The 2,329-nt window shown below is 44.9% G+C and carries 3 protein-coding genes; all 3 read right to left on the bottom strand.

The window, feature by feature from the left end:
- Window positions 1-476, bottom strand: a 476-nt coding sequence (locus AC1DVB_RS26695) for a biotin/lipoyl-containing protein (RefSeq protein ID WP_477591822.1), incomplete at its 3' end; no start/stop codon positions are given.
- A 105-nt stretch (window positions 477-581) separates the two neighbouring features.
- A complete protein-coding gene (locus AC1DVB_RS26690) occupies window positions 582-1,616 on the bottom strand; it encodes an alpha-ketoacid dehydrogenase subunit beta (RefSeq protein WP_057277656.1) in 1,035 nt (344 codons plus the stop codon).
- 21 nt (window positions 1,617-1,637) lie between these two features.
- Window positions 1,638-2,329 (bottom strand): thiamine pyrophosphate-dependent dehydrogenase E1 component subunit alpha (locus tag AC1DVB_RS26685; protein WP_477591820.1); only part of this gene is annotated, 692 nt, incomplete at its 5' end.

Here is a 2,329-nt window from a genome sequence, read left to right as displayed (position 1 = left end):
TCCCTTTTCTCCATTACTTTCTGGACATCTTCTTTAGTGATTCTTCCTCCTGGCCCGGTGCCTTGAATCATCTCAATGTCAAGATTCGCTGCCAGTGCCATTTTTCGTGCAACCGGAGTGATCATCAATCGATCTCCTATTGGCAAAGTGGGGGACTCTTTTGTTTTCGGCTTTTCTTGTTCATCAATTTTCAACTGGGTTTCTACAGCAACAGGTTCATCGATCTTTATTTTTTCATTCGGATCTCCGATATGACAGATAACGGTTCCTGGAGGTACTCCTTGTCCTTCTTGAACAGCTATATTCAGAATCGTACCTTCCGCTGGAGATTCAATATCCATTTCTATTTTCTCTGAATTGATGCTGGCTATTGCTTCACCTTTTTGGACTGGATCCCCAACAGCCTTACTCCATAACGAAACAGTGCCTTCTTTCATTGCCATGCCCAATTTCGGCATTACCACTTCGACAGCCATATCTAATTTCTCCCTTCATAATGGTTTGTTTTATCCATCATTGGTTTTGTTGCTCCAACCATTGCAGTTCTATGCGAAAAAGCTGGAGCATGCATCTGGATTTATTTACACTCCTAGAATGGAAGGTTCCCCTAATAATTCTGAAACGGCTTGTATCACTTTTTCTGATGTAGGAAGGTAAATATCTTCAAGCGGTGGAGAAAAAGGGACAGGTGTATGTGGTGCCGTAATCCTCTTGATTGGCGCATCGAGCGTATCAAACCCCTTATCCGCCACCAGTGCGGCAATATCCGTTGCGACACTGCATCTTGGGTTCGCTTCATCGACCACGATCAAACGATTTGTTTTTGCCACAGAGGAGAGAATCGATTCTTCATCCAGTGGTGACAAGCTCCGCGGGTCGACAATCTCAACTTCAATTCCTTTAGCTGTGAGTTTTTCAGCAGCCTCCATCGCGGTGTGAACTTGTTTACCGATGGCAACGATCGTCAAATCCGAGCCTTTCCTTTTCATTTCGGCTTTGCCGATTGGGATTGTATAGTAGCCTTCCGGAACCTCTCCAACCATGTTGTATAGTGTTTTATCTTCAAAAAAGATGACAGGGTCATTATCTTCAATGGCTGAGAGTAAAAGCCCTTTTGCGTCATAGGGGGATGAGGGAACGACGACCTTCAATCCTGGAATGCTGGTGAACAAGGCATAAAGGCTTTGTGAATGCTGAGCTGCAGCCCTGAACCCTGCACCATGCATCGTACGGATCGTCACGGGAACCTGTGCTTTACCGCCAAACATATAGCGGAATTTCGCACCTTGATTCAATACTTCATCCAAACAGCTGCCAATGAAATCGTTGAACATTAACTCGGCTATCGGTCGCAAGCCTGTCGAAGCGGCTGCCATTGCCGCTCCCATATATCCTGCTTCAGCAATGGGTGTGTCAAGAATTCTATCCCGGCCAAATTCTTGAACCAATCCTTTCGTGACACCTAAGACGCCACCCCATGCTTCGTCATCCTGCAAATGATCGACCTCTGCACCGCCGGCTACATCTTCTCCCATAAGGATGACATTCTCGTCTTTTCTCATTGCCATGGCCATTGCTTCATTTATTGCCTGCGACATACTGATTTTTCTACTCATCTCAATTCCTCCTTTTATGGTTTAATAAGATACATAAACATCGTTTAATAAATCTGACGCTTCTGGATATGGGCTCTCTTCACTGAACTTAACTGCTTGTTTAATAGATTCCTCAACGGCATTCTCAAGAGAAATCAGTTCTTTTTCCTTCAGCAGATTCTGATTCAGTAAGTAATTCCTAAATAGGGCAATCGCATCTTTCTCTTGTTTATGTTCCTTTTTTTCTTGTTCCTTTTTATATTTCTGTGCATCTCCCTCGAAATGGCCATAATTACGATAAGTAACGCATTCGATCAATGATGGGCCTTCTCCCCTGCGAGCCCTCTGAACGGCTTCTTCAGCAGCCTTATACACGGCCAATACATCTTTCCCATCCACCCGGACACCCGGGATATTGTAGCTTATCGCCCGATCGGCTATCGTTTTACAGCTAGAAGCATAGTTGAAAGGCGTGGCTTCTCCATACCCATTATTTTCAGCGATGAATATTACGGGCAGCTTCCAGATTGCCGCCAGATTTATCCCTTCATGGAATGTCCCATGATTATTGGCACCATCACCAAAAAAACATACACTAACATGATCGGTCTTTTTATACTTGGCAGTTAATGCTGCACCGCATGCGAGCGGAAAGCCTCCGCCGACTATCCCGTTTGCACCTAACATCCCCTTGTCCAAATCGGCAATATGCATCGAACCGCCTTTTCCTTTGC

The organism is Peribacillus sp. P4_D6, from assembly GCF_056401795.1.
This window is presented reverse-complemented; position numbering and strand designations above follow the sequence as displayed.